The sequence below is a fragment of the Gordonia lacunae genome (assembly GCF_002149015.1).
GTDB lineage: Bacteria > Actinomycetota > Actinomycetes > Mycobacteriales > Mycobacteriaceae > Gordonia > Gordonia lacunae.
The window spans coordinates 23,835-43,074 of sequence record NZ_NGFO01000033.1 but is presented as its reverse complement, the minus strand read 5'-3'; the positions used below and the strand labels follow the sequence as shown (position 1 = coordinate 43,074).

The following is a 19,240-nucleotide window of genomic DNA, read 5'->3' as shown; positions in this document are numbered from 1 at the left end:
CTCACGACCAATGACTGCGACGCGAAGGACCGATCCACGTGAACCAAACCACCACCGGCCCCGTCACCACCGCGGCCGCCCGCTGCGACGGCGCCGCGCCGTGCCCGGCGGCGACACGCACAGCCGGCGACCCGACTGCTCGTCTGATCGGCGGTCTCCGATGATCGGCACGCGACCGATGCTGGTCGCACTTGCACTCGCCACAGTCGCCACCGCCGCGGGGTGTTCGAACACGAGCACCGCACACCCCCAGCCGGAACCGATCAGCTGGCAACGATGCGAATCTGCGCTGACCGATGCGATCACCGCAATCAGGACCGATCGGGTCAGCGCACTCCGCTGCGCACACCTTTCCGTGCCTCTGCACTACGACATACCCGACGGCCCCACCGTCGACATCGCGATCAGCCGAATGCCGGCCAGTTCGAAGCACAAACGCGGAACACTACTGGTCAACCCCGGCGGCCCCGGACTCGAGGCGAGGACGCTACCGGTGATGCTCACCGAGGTCGCCGGACTGGCCGACTGGGACATCATCGGTGTCGACCTTCGAGGCACCGGGGCCAGCACCCACCCCACTTGCACCGCCATCAGCGATGCAGCCCCGCCGACCAGCGGCCAGATCACGCAACCCGATTCCGAGGCAAGAGCTTTCGTCGACACCATCACGCGAGCCAACCGCGACTGCACCGAGACAGACGGCCCGTTGCTCTCGAGTCTGACCCCCAGGAACGCCGCCCACGACCTGGACCGGGTGCGGGCAGCACTGGGAGTCGACAGGGTCAGCTACTACGGCGCCTCCTGGGGGACGGAATTGGGCGTCGCCTACCGCACCCTGTTCCCCCACCGCCTCGACACGATGGTCCTCGACAGTCCCATGTACCTGGGAACATCACCGGACCAACAGAACAGAGACCTCGCCCAGGCGATTGGCCGTCATCCCCACCCCGAGGAAGCTCCGCCGCCCGCCGACGAGCCACCTGCCGATGACGGCCCGGCGGCGGAAACCACCCCTCAACCCGACACCCCGCCGGCACCTCCGCTGAACCTGTTCACCCCGGCCGCGCGGACCGCCTACACGTGCAACGTGCTCGACCCGGAACCCGACGCGCACGCCCAGTGGGCCGCACACGTCGCGATCACCAGCGAGGCGCGCCTCCCGGTCTCCACCAGACTTCCGCACCCGGCAAACTCCGAGATCCCCGGCGCAAGCGCCTGTTCCGGATGGCCTACACCAGGCCAAGGAATCGATGCGACCGACACCCGACGCCCCCTGCTGATCGTCGGGCACCGGTCCGAGACAACCACACCTCACGTGTGGGCCACGCAAGCCGTGGGCCGGGTAGGTGGCCGGCTGCTCACCATCGAGGACGGTGCGCATGGCTCCGGTCTCGGCGGCTCGTGCGCGGATTACCTGACCGCCTTCCTCGCCGATCAGACACCACCACCCACGACCTGCACTCCGGAGAGATAGGGACGGCGCCGCACCGCGGCGACCGTCGATCGGATCCGACTCTCACCAACACAGGTGAGTCGGGCCCGCGGTGGCAACCGCCCATACGAGCGCGATGGCGAGTGCGATCGACAATGCGGCGACGATCGACCAGGCCACGCTGCGTCGACGAGCAGCGACGGCGACGAACGGCAGCACCCACACCGGTGGGACCACAAACGCCAGCCATCCACCGCCGTCGAGGGTGCGTCCCACCGGACCGTCGCAGGAGGTGTCGACATTGAGCGTCCACGTTCCCCACCACAGAAACGCGGCCGCGCCGACCGTCCATAGGAGCAACGCCGCCGCCAGCACGGCATTCGCGATGATCTGACCGCGGGTGGTCACACAAGGGCCTTTCTCGATCCACGACAGTGAGTGAGTCCATGTGGCCAGTCAGCGCGGGGGTTGTCAATGACAACGCCTGCCGTCACCCGGAATCACGGCGCGACGACGACTTGACCTCAGCTCTCACCTGGGTGATGATTTCGTCAGATTTGACGAACTCGGACCACAGCGCCGGCCGGCCGGCCGCGGTTCTCGACTGAGGCGGGCAGATGACGGGACAGCGTGCGTCGTCGCGGCCGGAAACCCATCGTGGGGCTCCGGTCGTCGACGTCGATCTGTACGGCGACGAGGCCGTCGACGATCCGCATCGGGTGTATCGGCGCCTTCGGGACGCCGGACCCGTGGTGTGGCTACCCCGCCACGGCGTTTTCGCGATCGGGCGGTTCGACGACGTGCGAATGGCATTGCGCGACGACGCCACATTCCGCAGCGGGCGGGGTGTGGCGGCGAATCCACTCGCGAACACCCTCGGGCACTACACGACCCTCGCGAGCGACGACGACACACACATGACCCGCCGCATGATCCTGATGCAGTCACTGACCTCGCGAGCGATCCGGCCGTCACTGCCTACGCTCGAGCGGGAGGCGGTGGCGACCGTCGACAGGCTCCTGACCCACCCCGGCTTCGACGGCATCGCCGATTTCGCCACGCGTTTACCGGTACAGGCCGTAGCAGAACTGGTCGGGGTGAAGGTGTCACCGGAGCAGATGCTGAGGTGGGGGCGAGCGACTTTCGACGGCCTCGGCCCCACCAACCGGCGCGCACGTCGATCTCTACGCGGTTCACTGGGGTTGTTCTTGTACACGATCGCGATCGGGCGTCGGCACGTGACGCCCGATGGGTGGGCGGCGACCGTGCTCGATGCGGCCGACCGCGGGGAAATCGGCCGCATCGAGGCCAAGAACATGATCATCGACTTCGTCGCACCGAGCTTGGACACCACCATCCTCTCGACCGGCCAGCTGCTGTGGAGTCTGGGAACCGATCCCGAAGTCTGGCGCCAACTGCGGGCAGAACCTGACCTGATCCCGACCGCGGTGGTCGAAGCCGTGCGGATGGCTTCGCCGGTTCGAGTGTTCACCCGATCGGTAGCGGCCCACACACAGATGGGCGGAGTCCATCTGCGGCCCCGGGACCGGGTGGCGGTGGTGTTCGCCGCAGCGAACAGCGACGAGCGGCGCTTCGATCACCCCGAGCGTTTCTCGCTGCTGCGACGGGGCAGCAACGTCGGATGGGGACACGGGGTGCACACCTGCGTCGGTATGCAACTGGCCAAACTCGAGATGCAGACCTTGCTCCGCGCCATGGTCGAGCGAGTCGAGACCGTCTCGGTCAGCGACCCGATCCCCCTGCGCAACAACTGCCTTCAGGGCCTCGAGAGCTTTCGCGCCTCCTTCACCTGATGCGATCACACAGGCGAGCTCACTGAAGGGCTACTGCGTCCCGTCGCGGAAATGCAGCACACCGTGGGCGTCGGCGATCAGTCCCACCTCGGTAGCGGCAGGGCGATGAGAGCACGGATGTCGGACTCCGCGACCCCCAGGGCTCGGAGGACATGCTCGGCGACGGCGTCTGTTGCGATCGCGTCGTCGCGCTCGGGCTGTTCGAGGAGCAGCAGCGCCAGCGACAGAGTCGCGCCGGAGACCACGGTCAGCGCGAGATCCACGTCGGGGGCGACGAAGCGTCCGGCGGCCACCGCGGCCTCGATGTCGCGTCGCGCGCGCGGAAGCAACCCGGCATCCGAGCTGGTGAGCATCGACATGCCGTAATTGACAACGACCTTGCTCAGCTCCGGGAACCGACGATGCAGACGTCCGGTCAATCGGAAGCTCTGCGTGAACGCCTCGGCCGGGTCCGCGACGTCGTCGGTCAAACCGTCGAGCAGATCGCCGTGATCGTCCACGATCGCCACCACCGCAGCCTCGAACAGCTCATCTTTGGTCGCGAAGTGGTTGTAGAACGAGCCGTTCCCCACGTCGGCCAGCGTGGTGATCTCGAGCACCGAGGCAGTCGTACGCCCCTCAGCCATCAACTGCTGCGCCGCACGAATGAGCGACCGACGCGTCTGAGCCTTACGCCGCTGCGCGCGCGTCGTCACTGCGGGGTCGTCTCCTGCCATCGGCCGATCCTTTCGCCGGAACGCCTCATGGTCGCACATCCACCACTGACGAAATCGTCAGATTCCCTTGACTGATGCATGCGGCGTGTATGACGATATCGTCAATCAAGAGATCGATCGGAGCCGCGATGCCACTGCAACACGACGTGCACGAGGGTCTGCACGCCGACGAGGGGGCCCGACTTGGCGAGCATCCCGGACGACGCCGGCAACCGGTAGTGAAAGTGCGCGACATCGCCTGGCTGGAGTTCGACAAGCCCGATCTGGCGCGGACCGCAGCCTTCGCGGTCGACTTCGGGTTCAGTCCGACGCTCCAGACACCGCGCGAGCTTCACCTCCGCGGGGCACTGGCGGGTTCTCCGTGCGTGATCGTCCGGCAGGCACCCCGAACAGCGTTCACCGGCGTTGCGTTCCGCGCGAACGACGTATCCGATCTGCACGTCCTGGCCGAAGCGTGGGGACGACCAGTCGAACAGCTCGGCGAGGCCCTCGGCGGCTGCGCGGTGACGACGCGCGACCCGAGTGGATGTCGAGTGCGAGTGGTTGCCGGGGTCACCGAGTGGCCATCGTTGCCACTGCAGACCGTGCGGGGCTCATTCAACTTCGAGCACAACACGATCCGCACCAACACTCCGCAACGCCCACCACGCGCGCCCGCGGTCGTCGAACGGCTCGGCCACGTGGTGCTCCAGTCCACGCGCTACCTGGCATCTCTGAACTGGTATCTGCACAACCTGGGCATGATCGTCAGCGACTTTCTCTACTATCCGGGACAGCGCGAACGCGGCCCGGTCATGAGCTTCATGCGTTGCGACCGGGGACCTGAGCCGGCCGACCACCACACGCTCGCCCTCACGCTGGGTCCGGCCGACCGCTATGTCCACTCGGCGTACCAGGTATGCGACCTCGACGCCCTCGCGGCCGGCGGCGAGTATCTGACCGATCGCGGGTACGCCCGCTCCTGGGGAGTCGGCCGCCACATCCAGGGCAGTCAGATCTTCGATTACTGGCGCGATCCCGACGGATTCCTCGTCGAGCACTTCACCGACGGCGACCACTTCGATCACACGGTCGCCCCCGGTTGGGCGCCGATGACCGCCTCGGGCCTCAACCAATGGGGCCCGCCGGCCACCGCCGATTTCCTCGGCGTCAAACCAGGCCGCGCAGCGCTGCGGGAGTTCACCGCGATCGTGTCGTCGCTGCGCGAGTCGGAGAACGAGTTCGATGTCCAACGCCTACTCGGCCTGATGAAAGTTGCACGCTCATGAGCTTTTCCGTCTTTCGCACCGACGAGGCGTGGTGGGTGCTCGCGCCCGCCGGCGCCCGTCGGATCGACACCTCCGCGACCACGACTGCCGAGCTGATCGCCGACCGCTCGGCGGTTGCCAGGGCCGCTTCAGGCGACGGACCGACGACCGACCCGTCCGAACTCGACCTGCTCTCGCCGGTCACCGCGCCGTGCCGGGTCATCGCGCAGATGACCAATTATGAGTCGCACGTTCGTGATTCCGGGATGGATCCGGACCGGGTCCCGCTGACGTTCTTTCGTAAGTCGTCGGGGTCGATCACCGGTCCGACCGCTGACATCGTCAAGCCCAGCCACGTGTCTTTGTTGGACTACGAAGTCGAGATCGGCGTCGTCTTCGGTCGGACGCTTCCCGTGGGATCGACGGTCGACAACGACTCGCTGGCCGAACTCGTCGCGGGTCTGGTCGTCACCAACGATGTCTCGGCCCGCGACGTGCAATTGCCCAAAACCCAATTCTACGAGGCGAAGTCGTACCCGACATTCACACCGGTCGGTCCGGTGCTGCTGCTCCTGGAACCCGGCGAGTGGGCGAAGTTCAGCACCCTCACCCTGCAACTGCGGGTCAACGGGGTCACCCGTCAGAACAGCTCCGTCGCCGACATGATCTACAGTCCCCTCGAGGCGGTGCGCACCCTCACCCGCTTCCAGCGAGTGGACGCCGGCGACCTGTTGCTCACCGGAACCCCGGGAGGAACTGCGCTCACCGCTCCGCCCAAGCCCATCGAGATGATCGGGGCGCTGCTTCCTCCACACGTGAAATGGAAAGCGTTCTTCCGCCGACAGGGCAGCAACCCCAAGTACCTCACCGACGGGGACATCGTCGAAGCGAGTATCCGTTCGGGGGACGGCACACTCGATCTGGGCACCCAGCGCTCTGTGGTGCGCGAGGCATGAGGTCGTCCGCGACCGGCAGAGACGCCGCGCTCTGGCCTGCCTACGGCTCCCCCGCCGATCTCGTACTCGAGGGATACGGACTCACCGAGGCGACGTGCGCGCGTGTGCGGAGCTTTTTCCACGGCCGATCCGACGGGTCGGTCGGACAACGGATGCCCTGTCAAGATGTACGTGCTGTCGACGACCGGTGGGATGACGTCCCGACCGGCTCCGTGAGGCGGCTGCTCGTCTCGGGCCGCATCCCTGCTGGACGCGGGGTAGCCGTGTGCCTGGCCGCCACCGGCATCGCGAAAGTCCTTGCGCTCGAGCCCATGGTCGAGCGCGCACACCACGTGCGATTCCCGGTGCCGGCGTTCCGCCTGATCGGTGCCGCCGAACTCGCCGGCGCATCCGGACTCGTTGTGGGTGAACGACATCCACGCATCGGCGCAGCGGCAGCAGTGTCGCTCTGCACGGCGATGGTGGGTGCATGCGCAGTGCACCTGCGCATCGGTGATCGTTGGCCGGCCGCGGCCCCGGCGGCCATCATCGGCGCTGCCACCGCCTACGCCGCGGCCGGCTTCGTGGCCCGGGTACGACATCGATGAGTCCGTGCAGTGCCCCGGTGCTGATCGTGGGGGCAGGACCCACCGGACTCACCGCCGCGACGTTGCTCGCCGACCTGGGTGTGCCGTCGGTCGTCTTCGAGCGCTGGGACGGGATCTACCCGCAACCACGCGCGGTGCACCTCGACGACGAGGTGTATCGGATCATCTCCCGACTCGGCATCGGTCCGGAATTCGCGGCGATTTCCCGGCCCGCGCTGGGCCTTCGACTCGTGACGAAGTCGCTCGAGGTGATTGCCGAGTTCCCACGCGATCCCCAGCCGGGTCCACACGGCTTCCCCGCCGCGTCGATGTTCGACCAGCCTCGGCTCGAGGAGTTGCTCCGCGAGGCCGCCGCCGACCGCTCCACGATGATCACCCTGCGTTCAGGTGTCGAGATCGAGGGAGTCGACCAATCCGATGCCGGAGTGACAGTGACCGGCCGCTCCCGGCGGACCGGTGAACCGATCGTCCCCGTGTCAGGCAGCTATCTACTCGGCTGCGATGGCGCCGGCAGCGTCACCCGCTCAGCGATCTCCGCTGGATGGCGGGATCTGGGATTCAGTCAGCGATGGCTCGTCGTCGACATCGAGACCTCCGCCGACCTCGGGCAATGGGACGGCGTGTCGCAGGTCTGCGATACCCGCCGAGCCGCCACGTACATGCGGATCGGCGACACCCGATATCGGTGGGAGTTCCAACTCCTCGACCATGAGAGCGCCGCCGGTTACCGCACCGTCGCCGGCGTCAGACCGCTCGTGCAACCGTGGCTGAACGGCGTGGACGCTCCCGATCTGACACTGATTCGCTCCGCGGAGTACACCTTTCGGGCGCGGCTCGCTCGACGGTGGCGAGATCGACGGATCTTCCTCCTCGGTGACGCCGCGCATCTGACCCCACCGTTCATCGGACAGGGGATGGGAGCAGGCATCCGCGACGCGGCAAACCTCAGTTGGAAACTCGCCGCCGTCCTCTCGTGCGACATACCGCCGACGACGCTGGATTCCTATGAAGAGGAACGCATGCCACACGCGGGCAGCATGATCCGGCTCGCCACGGCAACAGGCGCCGCAATGACCGGCGGCGGCCGCGCCGGCGACGCAATCCGTCGTGCCCTGGCGCCCGTGGTCGCCCGGACACCCCACCTCACCGAGCGACTGACCGACAGCACAACCGCTGCGCTCGGGCCCTCGTGGTACGTCCGTGCCGGCGCACTCGGAGCGTGTCTGCCTCGATGGGCGCGCCGCCACACCGCCGCGTCGTCGGCCGGCATGCTCATGCCCAACGCCATCACGACAGAGCACGGACGCCGTCTCGACGACCGTCGATCCGGCTTTCAACTGGTCTCCGTCGATGCGCCCACCCCGGAACAGTCCTTCGAGATCGAGCGACGCGGCGGCTCCATCCTCGTCGTGTCCGCCGACCATCCTCTCCGACGCTGGCTACTCGACCACCACGCCCGTGCCGCGATCGTTCGTCCCGACGCCACGGTGATGGCTGCCGGCCGGTCGATCGCGGCCATCTACACCCTGCTCCCCACGTTCGCCACCAGACGGGATGCGCGATGAGCCCCCACCCCGGCACCGAAGCCGGCAGCTACGACCTCGCCATCATCGGATTCGGACCCGCCGGCGCCACGGCCGCGAACCTCGCAGGCCGACTCGGCCTGCGCACGCTCGTTGTCGAACGCGACCCGGACGTCTTTCCCCGGCAACGCGCCATCGCCATGGACGACCAGGCTCTGCGCGTGATCCGGGACATCGGCCTCTACGACGAGGTGACCGCGCGCATGCACATGGGTGTGACCGCCCGCTTCATCGGCGTGGACGGCCGGCCCATCCTGACGACTCCGACCCGGCCCAGCGACGAGTGTGGGGACCCCCTGGCCAATTTCTTCCACCAGCCGTGGCTGGAGTCGACGCTGCGCGGCGGCGTGACACGCTTCGACAACGTCGAGGTCCTGCTCGGTCACGAGGGCCGGTACCTCGCTCAGAACGACGACTGCGTGACCCTCGGACTCGACGCCGTCGGCGAGTCCGTACCTCTCCGGCAGGTGCGCGCTTCCTACGTCCTTGCCTGCGATGGTGGTAGCAGCCCCACGCGCAAGTCGCTGGGAGTCGCGTTCGCCGGCAACTCCTACTCCGAACTCTGGATGGACGTTCAGGCGAAGCTCCGCCGACCACTCGCCTATCCCCCGCACTTCGACTTCATCTGCGACCCCGATCGTCCCGGGGTGCGGTGCCCCTGCCCCGGCGGTTACTTCCGGTGGGAGTGGCGCATCAACGCCGGCGAGACGCCCGAACAGATGCTGGCGCCCGAGAACATCTGGCGAATGCTGGCGGCCGACGGCATCACCCCCGATGACATCGACATCCACCGGACCTGGACGTACACGTTCCATGTCCGCAAAGCGGCCGAGTGGCGAATCGGGCGTGTACTCCTCGCAGGCGATGCCGCGCACGTGATGCCACCGTTTGCCGGCCAGGGGATCTCGGGTGCCATCCGCGATGTCGCGAATGTCGTCTGGAAGATCGGCGACGTCCTCGCCGGCCGCGCCGATGATTTCCTGCTCGATTCCTATCAGAGCGAGCGACAAGCACACCACGACTTCATGACCCGCCGCGCGGAAATGTTCGGCCGAATCGTCATGCCACCGAATCGAACGGTCGCGCGGACGCGAGATGTACTGCTGCGGAGCCTCTCCCGGACCCCATTGGGGAGATACGTGGTCGAGCACCTGGCACAGCCACCCGCGCTCGGGCCGGGTTTCTCCGATAGCTCCCGCACTCGCAACCGTGCCGTCGGCCACCTACTGAAGTCGGTGACGGTGGCGTCTCCCGGCATCGTGCTGCATCGAATCGACGCCGCGCTCGGACCAGGCTGGGCGATCCTCGGCCTGAACCGGACACCGTCCGTCGAGGTGCCCCAACACATCCTGGCCGCATGGGAGACCTTCGACCCTCGGCTCATCACCATTCGCCCCGGCACCTCGGTGGTCGGCGACGGCGAAATCGGCGATCCCGTCGGCGAACTCTGGGATTGGATGCGGGCCAGGAGCATCAGGTTCGCCATCGTGCGGCCCGACAGATACATCCACAGTGCCGCCTACCACGCGGCCGATCTTCCGCTGCCTGTCCGTCAGCGTCCGTCCGCGACCAGAACAGGGGCAGCCGCCGGCGCCTGAATCCTGGACGGGCTGCGGACATCGAGCGCCGCCCGGCCGGTGGTGGGGTTCAGGCTGTGCCGCCCACCAGCGCACGCACCTGGGCCACCGAGTCCCAATCGACCACCGCGGCACAGTTGCGGCGCAGCAACGCGAGGATCAGGGTGTTGACCGTCTCGGTGTCGGGCAGCACGTCGATCGCGGCGAGGGTGATGTACAGGCCACTGAGCAGTTGCACGCGGTAGTCCCGCAACGCGGTGTCCTCGTCGTAGCCGGCGGACTTCTTCGCGAAGGTCTCCGCGTAGTGGGTGATCAGGCGGCGTTCGTGCGCTCGCCGCTCCGCGACGTCGACGCTGCCGGACATGAAGTACCCGACGTCGTACATGGGATTGCGGAGTCCGGTGACCTGCCAGTCGATCAGGACCGCACGCCGGTTGCCGCCGACGGACTCGAACAGCACGTTGTCCACGCGGGGATCCCCGTGGGTGAAGGTGAGGTGTTCCTGTGGGAGCAGGTGCCACGCCCGGACCAGTTCGATTGCTTGCCGGATCGCCTCGAGATGATCGTCGGGGAGGTCGTCGGCGAACCGGGTCAGCTCCTCGCGCGCTCCGCGTTCGGCGGCGTCGGACCAGTAGTCGCAGACATCGCTCAGCCGGATCATCCATTCCGGTGCGGTGGCGGTGTCCATCGGGTGGAACTCGGCGTGCAGACTGGCGAGTTCGGTCAGGACCGCTGTCGCGTCCTCGACGGTCGCACCCTGAACCTGGTTTCCCGCAACAGCACTCGTGCTCAAGTCCTCCATCACCAGATTGATCGTGGTCTCGTCTCCCGCGACCCAGTACTTCAGCGGTATCCGGCACGCGTCGCGCGCGGAGATGTCGACATACGCCCCGATCTCGCGATGGTATGCACCACTGCGCAATCCGTGGGCATGCACGTCGGGGTCGCGGGGCCGGAGCTTGACCACGACCGCATCGGGCGCGCCGGGACACGGCCTGGCGTAGGCGATGGTCACCCGGACCGTGTCGCTGACGTTGCCCGCGCCGATCGGCTCGACCGCGATCGACGCGATCGACGTGTCGTGGCCGGCGTGGCAGAGGACCTCCTCCAACCAGGGCGCGGTGATGTCGTCGGTGGTGTCGATCAGCTTCGGTGTCGTCAGCGTCATGACCAGGACCCTTCGAGGTAGTCGGGATTCCACACATCGGTGATGACCCCGTCGTGGACTTTGAAGATCTCGATGCCGCAGAGCCGCTCGCCCGTCGTCAGGCGTTCGGCATTCCAGGTGAGGGATGCGAAGGTCTCGTCGCCGACGAGCGTGACCACGGTGAACTTCGGTTGATGCGCAGCGAGGTCGGCGACGATGCGCTCTCGTTGCTCGCGTCGACTGAGTGCCCGGATGCTGCCCGCCCCATGGCGTGTCATCGGGTCGCCGCAGATCTCGTCGACCAGGTCGATCTGCTCGTCGTTGTACAGTTCGTAGACGTAACGTTCGACGAGTCGTACTGCCCCAGTGCTCATGTGGTGACTTCCTGGTGGATTCTGTCGGTCAACCGCCGAGAGCGGCGAATTCGGCGACCGTGCTGTCGAGTTCGGTCGGGGTCGCACCGTGCATGATCACGCCGTCGACACCCAGGTCGAACTGGGCGCGGACCTTCTCGGCGCAGTGCCGCGGCGTCCCCATGGCCGCGCAGTCGAGCCACTCGGCGGGGATCACGTCGCGAAGGCGCTCGAAGGTCGCGGTGTCCCCGACGGCATCGGCCCATCCCGGTAGCTCGCGCACCACCTCGGAATCCCGGAACTTGTTCAGCGCGGCCACATCCCACCTGTTGGTGGACACCAGCAGGTCCCCGTAGACCTGGAGGTAGGTGGCGATCCGGCCGACGGTCTTCTTCAGGATGACCTGTTCGTCGAGTTCATCGGTGACGGTGGCATAGCACGACCACACCTCGACCGAGTCGGGGTCGCGTCCCGCTGCAGCCGCGGCGTCCTTGACAGTGCGCACGACTCGGGCCGTCGTCTCGTCGGAGAAGAAGGTGTGCAACACGACCAGGTCGTAGGCTCGGCCGGCCATGGCCAGGGTCTCGGGCCCGAACGCCGTCGTGGCCAGCCTGATGTCCTCGTCGAAGGTGGGGTCGAGTGTGATCGCCGGGAACCGGCCCAGGGCCCCGTCGTAGTCGGTCACGGTCTCGCCACGCCACAGTCGACGCATCAGATGAGCGAACTCTTCGAGTTGGGCGGTGGTCGTGTGCGAGAGTCCGAGACCCGCGATCTGTGGACGCAGGCCCCGGCCGACGCCGAGCGTGAAGCGACCGCGGGTGAGGCGATGCATGGTGGTCGCGAAGGCCGCGGTGATCGCCGGGTGGCGGGTGTTGATGTTGGTTGCCGCCGTGGTGATCCCGATGCGGTCGGTCACGGCGCCGGCAGCCCCGGACAGGGCACACGCCTCTTTCACGTTGAGCCGCTCGGAGATGAATGCCTGCCCGAGACCGAGACGCTCGGCGTGCTCGAGTTCTCCCAGCATGTCCCGGGGGTCGGCGACGTGCCCGCCGAGCGTGTAGAACCCCAGTCGTTCGGTACCGATCGCGGGTGTGCCGGTCGGCGGTCGGTGCTCGCGGGTGACCGTGTCAGACATGCACTGCTCCTTGCCCGCTCAGCGCGATGATCCGCGCGAGCGCATCGTGGTCGCGGGCGTGCGCCAGCGAGTTGGTCACCATGGCCGTGAACAGGTCGTCACCCCGATCGGATCGCGCGACGAGCATGGCGGCGGCGACGCCGATCACCAGGTTCTGGAAGGTGCCGACCGGATAGTCCCGCATCAGCTCGGTCAGTGAGTAATCCCTGACGCCGTGCTCGACGAGGCATCGGTGGTAGTGCTCGAGCAACTCGCCTTCGGATTCCCGGCGGGCCGCCGGATCCAGCGCGCCGCCGATGAAGTAGGCGACATCGACGACGCCGGGCGCGAAGATCACCGTCTGCCAGTCGAGAACCGCCAGCGGCACATCGCCGCCGGCCGCGTCGAAGAGGACGTTGTCCGGGCGGTAGTCGCCGTGCTGGATCGTGAACGGCATCGTGCGCAGTGCGGTGTAGTAGTCGGCGATTCGCTCGGTGAACGCCGTTCCGAGTTCGATGTCGGCCTCGGACAACCGGTTTCGGTAGCGGTCCACGAAACCGGACCACCACTCGGGCATCATCTCGCTGAAGCGGGCCCAGTAGGTGTCGGAGATGTCGAGCCACGACGTGCCGGCCAGTTGCGCCGATCCCCAGTACGGTCCGTGGATGCCCGCAGCCTGCTCGACTGCGAGTCGCACCTCGCCGACAGTGCACCCGACGAGCTGATCGCCCGGCCGGGCCGGGGTCAGATCTTCGAGCACGAGCGCGAATTCGGTGTTGTTGGAGTCGATCTCACCGTGATAGCACCGCGGGACGCGGACCTGCAGATTGGGCGCGATGTCCTGATAGAACCGCACCTCGCGCAGGTAGTTCAGTTCACTTCGGCCGGCCGCGCGGCTCTGCTCCTTGTCGGAGGTGACCTTGATGACGAACGACGACGGGGCGGACGTGGGTGCGGCGTAGCTGACCGTCGTCCGGATGCTGTCCGCGACCTGGCCGGTCCCGATGGGGCTGGTGGCGACGTCGGTGATCGCCACCGTGCCGTCCTTCGCCCCGGTGGTGGTGAGCACGGTGTCGAGCCAGGTGGGACAGATGTCAGAGGCGTGCATCGGACTCCTTCGTTGTCGCGCAGACCGACGCCGGGTCGGCGTCTTCGTCGGATGACCGGCGCCAGACCGACCGGCACGATGCCCCGACGAAGCAAGTCGGGGGACGATCGCGGCGGGTGCGCCGAGTGGAGCGGCCGGCCCCGAGGGGTTGGACCCTCTCGGGGCCGGCCGAGTCGAATTCCGAGGTGGAACCTCAGAGGAGAGTGACGGTGCCTGCGGTGCCGTCGACCTCGACGGTCGCGCCGTCGGTGATGCGACGGGTCGCCTCGGTGGCCGACACGACGCACGGGATGCCGAGTTCGCGGCTCACGATCGCGGCGTGCGAGAAGGGTGCGCCCACGTCCACGACGACCGCGGCCGCGGCGACGAACAGGGGTGTCCACGACGGATCGGTGATCGGGGCGATGAGGATGTCGCCGGGTTCGAGAGCGGACGGATCGTCCGGGTCGGTCAGCACCCGGGCGCGGCCTCGTGCGACACCACCACAGGCGGGGACACCGGTGATGGTGTCGCCGGCGGAGGCTGCCGTGACGGTCGACTCCGACCGCAGCGGCCACTCGGAGACCGGCGGCGGGGTGCCGTCGACGACGAACGGCGGCGTGCGGTCGAACAGGTCCAGGTACCCCTTCTCGCGTTCGACGAGGGTGTCGCGGTACGACGCCGGGTCGTCGAGGAAACCCGCCAGCTCGTCGGCGAAGAGCATGAAGATCTGACGTGGCGCGTCGATCGCACCACGGTCCGCGAATCGACGGCCGAGTTCCAGTGCGGGCAGCCGCAATTCGTGGATCAGCATCGCCGCTGTCGTGCGACCCCGTTCGCGGCCGCGCATCCACAGTGCCGATGCGTTCAGCACCGCCTCGAACTGACCTGAGGTCTCGGCGTCGCCGGCGAGCATCTCCCGGATCGCCGCCGCGGCGGCGTCACGCTGCGCGGACCGCTGAGCCGACTTTGCTTCCGGCGCCTCCCCGTCCGACACATCGCGCATCGTCTCGATCGTCGCCAGGGCGAGATCGGGGTCGACGCCCCATGTGATCGCGCGGATCTCCCACTCAGCAGGTCCACGGAAGTCCCAGTCGGCGAGGAAGGCATCCAACTGCGCGGTGAAGGCGCCGACCGCCTGCGACTCCGAGGCCTTGAGCTTGGCGTAGAGCCCCTTGGTTCCGGCATCGAACAGCGCTGCGACATCGGGATGCTGAGCCTGACGGCTCAGTTCCCACATCCGCAGCGAGGGGCCTGCGGAGTCGACGTTGCCCAGGCCGGCCACCAGGGTGAGTGCCTGCTCCGGTTTGCCGACCGCCTCCGCCAGCTGCGCGATGGCACCGAGTCCGACACCGCACTTCAGGCTGGCCTCGATGTGGTGCTTGAAGAGCCGGCGCAGCAGGGTCTCGAACGAGTTCATCCGCTCGACCAGTTCGGCGTCCGACAGCTGTGTCAGATCGGGCCGAGTGCGGCGGATCTCGTCGACCTCGGCCCGATCGGCGTCGTAGGCGGCGAGGTCGGTGGCGCCGAGAACCTGTTCGTTCAGCCAGGCACCGGCTTTCGCCTCGTACTCGGCGTTCTCGTCGAAGTCGCGCTTCTCGCTCTCGTAACTCGGGATGCCGGGCATGTCCCCGAAGTACTGCAGATCGACGGCCTCGGCACTCATACCGGGCACTCGCACGCCGAACAGCCGCATCAACGACATGTTGATGTAGAGGTAGCTGCCGAAGGCCGGGAGGATGTTGAAGGCCACCGCGCCGTCGTAGAGGTCGTCGTCCCACACGCCACATGCCACGAACGCGTCCCGCCATCCGGGTTCCAACGTGTGCTGGAACCCGAGGGAGGCGTTCAACGGGGTGATCGGGTCCGGGAAGATCTCGCCGACGTTGGCGCGCGAGTACAGCGGGAACAGAGTCGAGGTCTCATTCGAGATCGGCCAGGCAGTCATCGTCTTGACGTCCTTCCAGGTAGTCATGAGCGAGCGGCCGACACTCGGACCGCTCCCAGCTCTCGCAGTCGCTCCGAGATGGTTAGCGAACGCTGTTTCACATTATTGTGTGATGACACTCACGTTGTCAACCATCAGTTGTGGCCGGCACCCCGCTTTTACACGCATTTGATCCACCCATTGCTTGCGCGGCTGGACACAGATGTGATGAGTGAGTCACTATTTCCATGGGCGGCCGGTCGTGCCGGTGCCCGGGAGGAGAAGTCTGATGCGTGTGCTGGTCACCAACGACGACGGATACGACGCCGATGGGTTGATCGCGGTCGCGTCTGCGTTGCGCGCCGCCGGCCACGAGGTGGTCGTCGGCGCACCGAGCTCCGAGCGGAGCGGCAGCGGGAGTTCCCTGGGCACCATCGAGGACGGCGCGGTGATCGGCACGACCGAGCACCGGCTCCCCGGCCTCGGCGACACCCCGGTGTTCGCCCTCGACTGTCCGCCCGCACTGACCGCGGTGGCGTTCTGCGCCGGGGCCTTCGGCCCACCGCCCGAACTCGTCGTCAGCGGGATCAACGAAGGCCACAACACCGGACGCTCGATCCTGTTCTCGAGCACGGTGGGCGCCGTGCTGGCCGCCCGCGTGGCCGGCGTCAGCGGTGTCGCGGTCAGTTGCGGATTCGCCCCACACCATCGCTACGACACGGCCGCGGCGGTGACCGAGCGCGTCGTCGGGTGGATGGCCGAAACCCGTGCCACCCCGATGACGTTGAACGTCAACGTTCCCGACGTCGATTTCACCGCACTGCGCGGCATCCGGGTGTCCGCACTGGCGAGCCGGAGCATGTTCACCTTGCGGTTGTCCCGCACCGAGAGCGGCCTGCTGATCAATCGCGACGAGCGGCAGAGCGGGTTCCGCGAGGGCACCGACAGCGCCGCAGTGGCCGACGGGTACGTCTCGGTGTCCGCCCTGCGCGGGGTCGGCGCGGACAACGACTCCCTGGACGACGCCGAAACCGAACTGCGACAGGCGATGACACGGGACGACGTGGTCGGACTAGCACAACTGCGCTGACTCAAACTCAACGGGAGTTGCACCAGCTGATCGCCGGGACCGCATCCGTCCTGACGACACTCCACAGTGATCACCCTGAGCAGTCGGCCGAGGATGTTGGCCTCGACGGGCGCGGCGGCCTCGCTGCGCTCAGACGACGCTGCTCGACCAGCCGAAAGTGCGACCGGGCGCGGCGGCCTCGCTGCGCTCAGACGACGCTGCTCGACCAGCCGAAAGTGCGACCGGGCGCGGCGGCCTCGCTGCGCTCAGACGACGCTGCTCGACCAGCGGAGAGTGTGACCATTCCCGCTGGTTGAGCCGTGTCGAAGCCACGTGGTGACCCGATGATCAGGCCTTCATTCGTCACCCGCGCCACGCTGGTGACCCGAGGTCAGCAGCAGGTCCTGGTGCAGTTCCATCCAGATGTCGTGGTAGCTGTCGTACATCGGGCGCGCGAATGCGGCGGTGTCGCCGCCGTGCACCTTCTCCAGCGCCGCCGAGAGCCTGCCCTTGTAGCGGCCGAGTCGCGGGATCTCGGCGCCGACCTCGTCGAGCGCTTGCGCGATCCGGTGGTGGATACGGTCCAGCTCGGCGATGACGGATGCGTCGTAGTCGGCATCGGCGTGATCGTTGGGCGTCTCGTCGGGGCGGATCTGCCACGAGGCGCACACCTTCTTGAAGTCGCCGTTGATCGGCCCGAAGCCCTCGTGAAAGGTGTCCACCGCAGCACGTTCGGACTCGTTCAGCGGTGATTCCGCGGACAGGCGCTCGTACTCTGCCTTCCCGGCCGGGGTGATCATGGTCCCCGAGATCCGGCCGCCCTCGCGGCGCATCACGAATCCGGCGTCCGCCAGCTGTCCGACGGTCACCGCCAGGGCGTCCGCATCGTGGCCCGTCAGCGCGGTCAGGGTGTCGTCGGTCGCGAGCCCCTTCACCTTGAGGGCATGCAGCACGTCGAAGTGGGCGGTGGAGGTCTCGGTCGTCATACTCTTTCTCCTTGCTGTGACGGATCTTCGGACATCGTCGAAGTTCCCGGTGCCGTGGGTCTTTCGGTTCGCGGATCGGCCGGGGCCCCGGGGGAGGCGAACCGTTCGACGAGCCGCCTTTTGTCGAGCTTGCCGGTGGGTAGGCGCGGTAGGTCGGTGGTGAACTCGACGGACCGGGGCGCCTTGAAGTGCGCCAGGTGTTCGCGCGCATGGGCGATCAGGTCGTCGTCACTCACCGACGCGCCGGGGCGCACCTCGACGACCGCCTTGACCGACTCACCGAACTCGGCGTCCGGCACCCCGACCACCGCGACGTCGGCGACCGCCGGGTGCGTCAGTAATGCCGATTCGATCTCCTCGGGATAGATGTTGACCCCGCCGGAGATGATCATGAAGCCTCGACGGCCGACGAGGTAGAGGAATCCGTCGTCGTCGAGATACCCGATGTCGCCCATCTGCTTCAACGCCGGTCGTGAGGCCCCGGCCGGCCGGCCGGGGCCGTCGGCGGCCTCGAAACACACCGTGCCCTCGACGCCGGGCCCGACGTCCGCGCCCGTGGAGTCGGTGATGTGCACCCGTGCGGTACCCAGCGGCCGACCCACCGACCCCGGATGCGACCGGGCGTCCGTCGGCGAGATGTAGGTGTGCCCGTATCCCTCGGATGCTCCGTAGTACTCGTGGAGGACCGGACCCCACCATTCGAAGATCGCGTCTTTGACATGCGGCGGACAAGGGGCGCCCGAGGTGAAGGCCACCCGATGCCGCGGGGAGAGCGCGATCGACTCCCGGTCGGGCAGGTTCAACAGGCGGATCAGCATGGTCGGCACCCACTGCGAGTGCGTCACACCGTATTCGGTGATCGCTCGCATCGCCCCCGCGGCGTCGAACTTCTCCATGCACACGACGGTGCCGCCGGCCGCCAGCGTGATCAGCTGGAAGGTGAACGGCGCCGCGTGATAGTTCGGGGCGGGCGACAGCAGGACCGAGTCGGCTCCGACGCCGAGTTCGTCGACCAGACCCGAGTGCCGGCGCGGGGCGTCCGCGGGATGCACGCCGAGCAGCGGTTGGGCGAACCGCTTCGGCCGTCCGGTGGTCCCGCCGCTGTAGAGCACCCGCGCGCCGAGCAACTCACGCTCCAAGGGCTCGGATGACTGGTCGGCAAGCGCGTCCGCCAGGGCGACACACCCGTCCGCCGGGCCGTCGGCGCACACGATCACGGTCCGGTCCAGACTCGGGTCGGCGACCGCGGCGACGACCCGGTCGGCGAGCGCCGTACTGGTGACGATCGCCGCCGGGCGGTCCTCCCGAATGAGGGCGGCGAGCTCGGTCGGCTTGAGATGCCAGTTCACCGGGGTCACGTACAGACCGCTGCGCATTCCGGCGGCCACCGCCACCGGCCAGGCCAGGCTGTTCTCCAGGACGAGCACCACCGAGTCGCCCGGGCGGACGCCGCGCGACCACCAGAATCGGGCCAGGCGGTTCGATCGGCGATCGAGTTCGGCGTAGGTGATGCGCTCCCCCGACCCCGCCATGACGTAGGCGACGGCATCGGGGCGGGCACGCGCAGTGGACGGTGGGTACACATCACTCCTGTTTGCGAATCGAAAGTCGCATTGCCTGGTCGGGACACAACCGCAGGTTGCTG

18 protein-coding genes are annotated in these 19,240 nt (G+C 67.6%); 9 read left to right on the top strand and 9 right to left on the bottom strand.

All coding sequences use genetic code 11. The features are described 5' to 3' along the window. The first annotated feature begins 38 nt into the window (after positions 1 to 38). Positions 39 to 164, top strand: coding sequence for a hypothetical protein (locus CA982_RS27090; protein ID WP_279627981.1), 126 nt, complete (start codon positions 39 to 41; stop codon positions 162 to 164). Positions 165 to 355: 191 nt separating this feature from the next. Next, positions 356 to 1,474 carry an alpha/beta fold hydrolase gene (locus CA982_RS22050; RefSeq protein ID WP_158097825.1) on the top strand — a complete coding sequence of 373 codons (1,119 nt, stop codon included), beginning with the start codon at positions 356 to 358 and terminating at the stop codon, positions 1,472 to 1,474. A 42-nt stretch (positions 1,475 to 1,516) separates the two neighbouring features. Here the strand turns inward: CA982_RS22050 and CA982_RS22045 are convergent, their stop codons facing one another. Further along, positions 1,517 to 1,840 carry a hypothetical protein gene (locus tag CA982_RS22045; RefSeq protein WP_086537314.1) on the bottom strand — a complete coding sequence of 108 codons (324 nt, stop codon included), beginning with the start codon at positions 1,838 to 1,840 and terminating at the stop codon, positions 1,517 to 1,519. Positions 1,841 to 2,049: 209 nt separating this feature from the next. Between CA982_RS22045 and CA982_RS22040 the strand changes: the two genes are divergently transcribed. Then, positions 2,050 to 3,246, top strand: coding sequence for a cytochrome P450 (locus tag CA982_RS22040; RefSeq protein WP_086537313.1), 1,197 nt, complete (start codon positions 2,050 to 2,052; stop codon positions 3,244 to 3,246). Between the two features lie 77 nt (positions 3,247 to 3,323). On the opposite strand, the gene CA982_RS22035 is transcribed toward CA982_RS22040, so the two are convergent. After that, positions 3,324 to 3,962, bottom strand: coding sequence for a TetR/AcrR family transcriptional regulator (locus CA982_RS22035; protein WP_086537335.1), 639 nt, complete (start codon positions 3,960 to 3,962; stop codon positions 3,324 to 3,326). Between the two features lie 128 nt (positions 3,963 to 4,090). Between CA982_RS22035 and CA982_RS22030 the strand changes: the two genes are divergently transcribed. Genes CA982_RS22030 through CA982_RS22010 form a run of 5 tightly spaced genes read left to right on the top strand, consistent with a single transcriptional unit; the run spans position 4,091 to position 9,933 of the window. Next, positions 4,091 to 5,230 (top strand): VOC family protein, encoded by a 1,140-nt coding sequence (locus CA982_RS22030; RefSeq protein WP_086537312.1) that lies wholly within the window; start codon positions 4,091 to 4,093, stop codon positions 5,228 to 5,230. Continuing rightward, the gene (locus CA982_RS22025) at positions 5,227 to 6,165 is read left to right on the top strand and encodes a fumarylacetoacetate hydrolase family protein (RefSeq protein WP_086537311.1); all 939 of its coding nucleotides are present in this window, start codon (positions 5,227 to 5,229) and stop codon (positions 6,163 to 6,165) included. The genes CA982_RS22030 and CA982_RS22025 overlap by 4 nt, the downstream gene beginning before the upstream one ends. Further along, positions 6,162 to 6,752 (top strand): DoxX family protein, encoded by a 591-nt coding sequence (locus tag CA982_RS22020; RefSeq protein ID WP_086537310.1) that lies wholly within the window; start codon positions 6,162 to 6,164, stop codon positions 6,750 to 6,752. Before CA982_RS22025 ends, CA982_RS22020 begins: the two co-directional genes overlap by 4 nt. After that, a complete protein-coding gene (locus CA982_RS22015; protein ID WP_086537309.1) occupies positions 6,749 to 8,317 on the top strand; it encodes a bifunctional 3-(3-hydroxy-phenyl)propionate/3-hydroxycinnamic acid hydroxylase in 1,569 nt (522 codons plus the stop codon). The genes CA982_RS22020 and CA982_RS22015 overlap by 4 nt, the downstream gene beginning before the upstream one ends. Further along, positions 8,314 to 9,933 (top strand): FAD-dependent monooxygenase, encoded by a 1,620-nt coding sequence (locus tag CA982_RS22010; protein WP_086537308.1) that lies wholly within the window; start codon positions 8,314 to 8,316, stop codon positions 9,931 to 9,933. Before CA982_RS22015 ends, CA982_RS22010 begins: the two co-directional genes overlap by 4 nt. A 49-nt stretch (positions 9,934 to 9,982) precedes the next feature. Here the strand turns inward: CA982_RS22010 and CA982_RS22005 are convergent, their stop codons facing one another. From CA982_RS22005 to CA982_RS21985, 5 genes are all read right to left on the bottom strand, one after another. After that, entirely contained in the window at positions 9,983 to 11,080 is a 1,098-nt protein-coding gene (locus tag CA982_RS22005) for a phosphotransferase (protein ID WP_086537307.1), read from the bottom strand. Continuing rightward, entirely contained in the window at positions 11,077 to 11,433 is a 357-nt protein-coding gene (locus tag CA982_RS22000) for a hypothetical protein (protein ID WP_064570383.1), read from the bottom strand. The genes CA982_RS22005 and CA982_RS22000 overlap by 4 nt, the downstream gene beginning before the upstream one ends. Positions 11,434 to 11,461: 28 nt before the next feature. Then, a complete protein-coding gene (locus CA982_RS21995) occupies positions 11,462 to 12,547 on the bottom strand; it encodes a TIGR03857 family LLM class F420-dependent oxidoreductase (RefSeq protein WP_064570382.1) in 1,086 nt (361 codons plus the stop codon). Next, positions 12,540 to 13,634: a phosphotransferase gene (locus CA982_RS21990; protein WP_086537306.1), complete on the bottom strand. Its 1,095-nt coding sequence runs from the start codon at positions 13,632 to 13,634 to the stop codon at positions 12,540 to 12,542. Before CA982_RS21990 ends, CA982_RS21995 begins: the two co-directional genes overlap by 8 nt. A 193-nt stretch (positions 13,635 to 13,827) precedes the next feature. Beyond that, complete coding sequence (locus tag CA982_RS21985; RefSeq protein ID WP_086537334.1) at positions 13,828 to 15,561, bottom strand: PEP-utilizing enzyme; 1,734 nt, start codon at positions 15,559 to 15,561, stop codon at positions 13,828 to 13,830. 268 nt (positions 15,562 to 15,829) lie between these two features. On the opposite strand from CA982_RS21985, the gene surE reads away from it, so the two are divergent. Continuing rightward, entirely contained in the window at positions 15,830 to 16,630 is an 801-nt protein-coding gene (gene surE / locus CA982_RS21980; protein ID WP_086537305.1) for a 5'/3'-nucleotidase SurE, read from the top strand. Positions 16,631 to 16,965: 335 nt separating this feature from the next. Here the strand turns inward: surE and CA982_RS21975 are convergent, their stop codons facing one another. Further along, positions 16,966 to 17,595 (bottom strand): hypothetical protein, encoded by a 630-nt coding sequence (locus tag CA982_RS21975; protein WP_086537304.1) that lies wholly within the window; start codon positions 17,593 to 17,595, stop codon positions 16,966 to 16,968. Further along, complete coding sequence (locus CA982_RS21970) at positions 17,592 to 19,178, bottom strand: AMP-binding protein (RefSeq protein ID WP_244176428.1); 1,587 nt, start codon at positions 19,176 to 19,178, stop codon at positions 17,592 to 17,594. The genes CA982_RS21975 and CA982_RS21970 overlap by 4 nt, the downstream gene beginning before the upstream one ends. Positions 19,179 to 19,240: the final 62 nt, after the last annotated feature.

What these genes read in the sequence shown, in the direction of transcription:
- CA982_RS22040 (WP_086537313.1), top strand. Translation starts at nt 2,050, where the DNA reads ATGACGGGACAGCGTGCGTCGTCGCGGCCGGAAACCCATCGTGGGGCT.
- CA982_RS22035 (WP_086537335.1), bottom strand. Translation starts at nt 3,962, where the DNA reads ATGGCAGGAGACGACCCCGCAGTGACGACGCGCGCGCAGCGGCGTAAG.
- CA982_RS22030 (WP_086537312.1), top strand. Translation starts at nt 4,091, where the DNA reads ATGCCACTGCAACACGACGTGCACGAGGGTCTGCACGCCGACGAGGGG.
- CA982_RS22025 (WP_086537311.1), top strand. Translation starts at nt 5,227, where the DNA reads ATGAGCTTTTCCGTCTTTCGCACCGACGAGGCGTGGTGGGTGCTCGCG.
- CA982_RS22020 (WP_086537310.1), top strand. Translation starts at nt 6,162, where the DNA reads ATGAGGTCGTCCGCGACCGGCAGAGACGCCGCGCTCTGGCCTGCCTAC.
- CA982_RS22015 (WP_086537309.1), top strand. Translation starts at nt 6,749, where the DNA reads ATGAGTCCGTGCAGTGCCCCGGTGCTGATCGTGGGGGCAGGACCCACC.
- CA982_RS22010 (WP_086537308.1), top strand. Translation starts at nt 8,314, where the DNA reads ATGAGCCCCCACCCCGGCACCGAAGCCGGCAGCTACGACCTCGCCATC.
- CA982_RS22005 (WP_086537307.1), bottom strand. Translation starts at nt 11,080, where the DNA reads ATGACGCTGACGACACCGAAGCTGATCGACACCACCGACGACATCACC.
- CA982_RS22000 (WP_064570383.1), bottom strand. Translation starts at nt 11,433, where the DNA reads ATGAGCACTGGGGCAGTACGACTCGTCGAACGTTACGTCTACGAACTG.
- CA982_RS21995 (WP_064570382.1), bottom strand. Translation starts at nt 12,547, where the DNA reads ATGTCTGACACGGTCACCCGCGAGCACCGACCGCCGACCGGCACACCC.
- CA982_RS21990 (WP_086537306.1), bottom strand. Translation starts at nt 13,634, where the DNA reads ATGCACGCCTCTGACATCTGTCCCACCTGGCTCGACACCGTGCTCACC.
- CA982_RS21985 (WP_086537334.1), bottom strand. Translation starts at nt 15,561, where the DNA reads ATGACTGCCTGGCCGATCTCGAATGAGACCTCGACTCTGTTCCCGCTG.
- surE (WP_086537305.1), top strand. Translation starts at nt 15,830, where the DNA reads ATGCGTGTGCTGGTCACCAACGACGACGGATACGACGCCGATGGGTTG.
- CA982_RS21975 (WP_086537304.1), bottom strand. Translation starts at nt 17,595, where the DNA reads ATGACGACCGAGACCTCCACCGCCCACTTCGACGTGCTGCATGCCCTC.